This is a genomic window from Pseudomonas sp. CM25 (genome assembly GCF_013179705.1).
Lineage (GTDB): Bacteria > Pseudomonadota > Gammaproteobacteria > Pseudomonadales > Pseudomonadaceae > Aquipseudomonas.
On record NZ_JABMCW010000399.1, the window covers coordinates 1 to 4,474 of the forward strand.

Sequence of the window (4,474 nt, forward strand, 5' to 3'; positions counted from 1 at the left end):
GGCAAGCCGTGATCGGCCAAAGCAAACTAATCTCAAAGCACAGCACTCCGATGCCATGCAAGCCCTACGAGGCGTTAACAGAGGTCGTCATGAAAATCCGTGAACTCGCCCAGCACTGGGAACAGAACGCCGCCGGTACCTTGAGCCGCACAGGCCATGTGTTGCACCTGGACCTTGAGTCCGAGGCGCGCCTGGCCGCGCTGATCGACATGTACCCCAAGCGCACCGCCGAAGAACTGCTTGGCGAACTGGTGGCTGCCGCACTGGAGGAACTGGAAGCCAGCTTCCCCTATGTGCAGGGCCGCCAGGTCATTGCCACCGACGAGGAAGGTGATCCGCTTTACGAGGACGTCGGCTCTACGCCGCGCTTTCTGTCCTTGTCGCGGCAACATCTGCAGAGCCTCAGCACCACCGCCGATGACAGCGAAAAGTAACCGCCCGCACCACCCTTCCGGGCCCTGTCGAGGCCCGGGATACCTCCCAAGCCCGCAGAAGTTCCAGGCATAAATCATTGACCGATCAGTCACGAATAGTTGCTCTATCGGGCGACTTTTTTCTGAACTATTGGAAAAACGTTCGAGTCGGAGCCAATAGCCATCACGCTAAAACCCTGCACACCTGCCCTCGTGCACCGTTGAGCTGAAGCGCACGGAAACTGTCAGGGAATGAGCGATGGACTGCTACGGACATCGTCGTTATCAGGAGTGATCCAATGGAACTGACCACCATGAAAACCCGCACTTTCAAACCGTCATCCACTCATGTGCGCGGGTTCAAGCTGGCCGCGCTGGCCCTGGGCAGTAGCCTGGTCCTGGCTGGCTGTGCGGGCAACCCGCCCACCGAGCAGTATGCCGTCACCCAGTCCGCCGTGAACTCAGCCGTCAGCGCTGGCGGTACCGAGTTTGCCGCCGTGGAAATGAAAGCGGCGCAGGACAAGTTCAAGCAGGCCGAAATCGCCATGCACGACAAGAAGTACGACGAAGCCAAGCGTCTGGCCCAACAGGCCGAATGGGACGCCCGCCTCGCCGAACGCAAAGCCCAGGCGGCCAAGGCCCAGAAGGCTGTGCAGGATGCCCGCCAGGGCGTTCAGGACGTACGTGAGGAAGGCCTGCGCAGCGCTCAGTGAGCCCTGCCCCGCCAACCTTAGCCTTCGCACTCGATCAAAGGATGAACACTATGCGCAAACACGTCATGATTCCCGCCCTGCTGGCCCTGAGCGTCGGTCTTGCTGCCTGCTCGCACGACCCTAACGCCAACCTCGAGTCGGCCCGCACCAACTTCTCCGCGCTGCAAAGCGACCCGCAATCGAGCAAGGTCGCGGCACTGGAGACCAAGGACGCCCAGGACTGGCTGAACAAGGCCGACAAGGCCTACATGGACCGTGAGGACGAGAAGAAAGTCGATCAGCTCGCCTACCTGACCAACCAGCGCGTCGAAGTGGCCAAGCAGACTATCGCCCTGCGCACCGCTGAGGGCGAGTTGAAAAACGCCTCGGCAGAGCGCGCCAAGGCCAAGCTCGATGCCCGCGACGCACAGATCGCCAAGCTGCAGGACAGCCTCAACGCCAAGCAAACCGACCGCGGTACCCTGGTCACCTTTGGCGACGTGCTGTTCGACTTCAACAAGGCCGAGCTCAAGAGCAACGCCTACCCGAACGTTACCAAGCTGGCGCAGTTCCTCCAGGAAAACCCGGAGCGCAAGGTGATCGTCGAGGGCTACACCGACAGCGTCGGCTCGGCCAACTACAACCAGACCCTGTCCGAGCGCCGTGCCAACAGCGTGCGCATGGCACTGGTGCGTGCAGGTGTAGACCCGGCGCGTATCGTGTCGCAAGGGTATGGTAAGGAATATCCGGTGGCTGACAACGGCAGCAATTCGGGCCGTGCGCAGAACCGTCGGGTCGAGGTGACCATCTCCAACGACAACCAGCCGGTGGCACCGCGCTCGGTGAGCCAGGTCAGTCAGTAAGACCGGTTGGCTGAACCCGGAACCCCGCCTTCATGGTGGGGTTTTTATTTGGGCGTTTGGTCTCGTGCCTTTAAAGATGTGGTGATTGGGAGACCGAGCGCCGCGCGGGCGGCGCTCGATTTCCCAGGCCCCACAAAAATCACGTCGCTCCCTCACTGCACCTGCTGCGGGCTTTCCTCCCCCATGCAGCGCACCGCGCGCTTGCGGTTGTCCACCAACACGCCGGTCAGGCCTTTTTGCTGAGTGTCGAACAGCACCAGCACGCCATCCATGCACTGGGCCACTTGCGGGGCGGGGTCGAGGGAGACTTTGTAGTCCTCGCCGGGGATGGTCTTGAGCATGGTGAAGTCCTGCAGCAGCAGGGCATCCTCGGGCTTGGCGAAATGCAGGTAGCCGTAATACCACAAGGCCCCCACCGTCACGATGATGCTGCCGACGCCGGTCAGGATCAGCGGGATGGCGTTGCGTTCTTCACTCATTGCTTGTTCTTCTCGTCAGGGTAATTGGGCACTTCGGCCAGCCGCCGAAGCCCGTTGAAATGGCTGGGGTCGTCGAGGAAACGCAACATGACCTGGCGCCACGTAGGGTCGGCAAAAGTCTGCACGTGGCCGCCGCGGGTCAGTTGCAGCACGCGCGGTGGAGGTGCGTGCTGATACAGCTGGATGCCGTTGTCCATCGGCACGAGATTGTCGTCGATGCTGTGGAAAAACAACTTGGGCGGGCTGCTTAGCTGCTCGATCGAGCGGATCGCGCTGTCGCCGTCCGGCACCAGCCACGACAGCGGCACCTGCAGCGGCCAGGTCATCCAGGACGTACTGAGGGCAAAGCGCCCGACAGCACGGTAACTGGCCGGCACGCCGTCGAACACCAGCGCGCTGAAGCGCTGGCGCTGCTCGGGGTGGGCCGCCAGGTAGTGAATGGCCATGGCACCGCCGAGGCTCTGCCCCAGCAGCACCAGCGGCTTGCCCTTGGCCTCGGGCGCCTGGTCGAGCCAGGCCATGGCGGCAGCAATGTCCTGGTACACCTCAGGCAGGCTCGGCTTGCCCTCGGACAAGCCGTAGCCGCGGTAATCGATCATCAGCACCTGGTAGCCCTGCTCCGGCAGCCAGTAGCTGCCGCCAAGGTGCCCGGGCAGGTTGCCGCCGTTGCCGTGCAGGTGCAGCACCGTGCCCTTGACCTCGACCCCCGCCTTGGCCGGCAGCCACCAACCGTGCAGGCGAATACCGTCAGCGCTGGTGAGGGTGACATCACGGTACTCGAGCTTGGCCCGCTCCGGGGTAAAGGCCTGGCCAGGTTCGGGGTAGAACAGCAGGCTGCTGCAGCCGCCAGGCCCGAGCAGGACCAGGCCAAGGGCCAGCAGGCGGCAGCGCTCAGAGAATGTTCGCGTAGTCGGCTTCAATACGGTCCAGGCTCAGGTGGTTGAGGAAGTTGGAGAAGCACATCCAGGCTGACAGCGCGTTCAGGTCGCGGAACTGTTCCGGCAGGTACTTGGGCGGCTCGACAAGGCCCTCTTCGACCAGCTGGCGCAAGGTGCGCATGTCTTCCAGGGTGGTCTTGCCACAGAACAGCAGCGGAATCTGCTCGAGCTTGCCCTTCTTCACGGCCAACTGAATGTAGTTGTAAACCATGATGAAGCCCTTGAGGTAGGACAAGTCCTTGGTGAATGGCAAGCCATTGGGCACCGAACCGCGGAACACCCGGCTGGCGTTGCTGTAGCTTTGCGCCATCTCGAAGCCCTGCTCGCGGAAGAACCCGTACACCTGCATGAAGTCCGCGCCCTCCTCGACCATGTGGATGGCGCGGGTGCGGTTGGTGAGCTTGCGCAGGCGGCTGGGGTAGGAGGCAAAGGCTATCACCTCCATCAGAATGGCCAGGCCCTCCTGGGTCACCGTCGACGAGGGTGGGCCCTTGGCCAGGAAGGTGCAGATCGGCTGGTTCAGGCCATTGAGCGTGGTACCGACGTGCACCAGCCCTTCGTGCACCTCCAGGGCGCGCACGTCGCGAGCGTTGAACATAGCGTCGGCACGCACCTTGATGTAGTCGGCACCCGCTGCGGCATCGGCGACGATACCGTCGGACTCGAACACGCGGATGGTCTCCTCGGCCTCGCCGAACACCTTGTTCAGCCGGCGCTGGAGGATCTCCACGGCCTCCTTGGCGGTGAGGTTCTTGGGTTCGTCCTTGAGGTCGCCGCGGCCATCGATGTTGTTCAGGTAGTCCGACAGCATCAGGCCGAGGTCTGCCAAGGTCGGGTCGCCGGCGTGGAAGGCGTCCGAGGCAGCGCCGTACAGTTCCTGGGAAATCAGGCCGAAATCCTCGGTGCCGCGCGCTTCGAGCATACGCACCACCATGCGGTACTCGCGGCACATGCGCTTCATGATCTGGCCGACCGGGTTGAACTGGCCGAGCTGGCGGATGATGTCGCGTTCGATGCCCTGGAACTCGGCCTTGACCGCGTTGGAGTCGAAGGCCAGCGGGCGCGACTGGTAATAGGCGCGGTCGACTG

General features: G+C 62.9%; 6 protein-coding genes. 3 read left to right on the forward strand and 3 right to left on the reverse strand.

Annotated features, from left to right (window positions below; genetic code table 11):
- Window positions 1-89: 89 nt before the first annotated feature.
- From HP546_RS26460 to HP546_RS26470, 3 genes are all read left to right on the forward strand, one after another.
- Window positions 90-434, forward strand: a complete 345-nt coding sequence (locus HP546_RS26460; protein WP_172231668.1) for a pilin assembly protein — start codon at window positions 90-92, stop codon at window positions 432-434.
- Window positions 435-712: 278 nt separating this feature from the next.
- On the forward strand, window positions 713-1,126 hold the full coding sequence (locus tag HP546_RS26465; RefSeq protein ID WP_172231671.1) for a DUF4398 domain-containing protein: 414 nt from the start codon (window positions 713-715) through the stop codon (window positions 1,124-1,126).
- A gap of 50 nt (window positions 1,127-1,176) precedes the next feature.
- Window positions 1,177-1,968 carry an OmpA family protein gene (locus HP546_RS26470; RefSeq protein WP_172231674.1) on the forward strand — a complete coding sequence of 264 codons (792 nt, stop codon included), beginning with the start codon at window positions 1,177-1,179 and terminating at the stop codon, window positions 1,966-1,968.
- A gap of 152 nt (window positions 1,969-2,120) precedes the next feature.
- On the opposite strand, the gene HP546_RS26475 is transcribed toward HP546_RS26470, so the two are convergent.
- The 3 genes from HP546_RS26475 to HP546_RS26485 all read right to left on the reverse strand — a co-directional run.
- On the reverse strand, window positions 2,121-2,447 hold the full coding sequence (locus HP546_RS26475; protein WP_172231677.1) for a hypothetical protein: 327 nt from the start codon (window positions 2,445-2,447) through the stop codon (window positions 2,121-2,123).
- Window positions 2,444-3,367 carry an alpha/beta hydrolase gene (locus tag HP546_RS26480; RefSeq protein ID WP_172231680.1) on the reverse strand — a complete coding sequence of 308 codons (924 nt, stop codon included), beginning with the start codon at window positions 3,365-3,367 and terminating at the stop codon, window positions 2,444-2,446. The genes HP546_RS26475 and HP546_RS26480 overlap by 4 nt, the downstream gene beginning before the upstream one ends.
- The coding region (locus HP546_RS26485; protein WP_172231683.1) for a flavohemoglobin expression-modulating QEGLA motif protein at window positions 3,339-4,474 on the reverse strand (1,136 nt) is incomplete at its 5' end. The genes HP546_RS26485 and HP546_RS26480, both read right to left, overlap by 29 nt.

Coding starts and splice junctions, on each gene's coding strand:
- HP546_RS26475 (WP_172231677.1), bottom strand. CDS start 2,447: ATGAGTGAAGAACGCAACGCCATCCCGCTGATCCTGACCGGCGTCGGC.
- HP546_RS26470 (WP_172231674.1), top strand. CDS start 1,177: ATGCGCAAACACGTCATGATTCCCGCCCTGCTGGCCCTGAGCGTCGGT.
- HP546_RS26465 (WP_172231671.1), top strand. CDS start 713: ATGGAACTGACCACCATGAAAACCCGCACTTTCAAACCGTCATCCACT.
- HP546_RS26460 (WP_172231668.1), top strand. CDS start 90: ATGAAAATCCGTGAACTCGCCCAGCACTGGGAACAGAACGCCGCCGGT.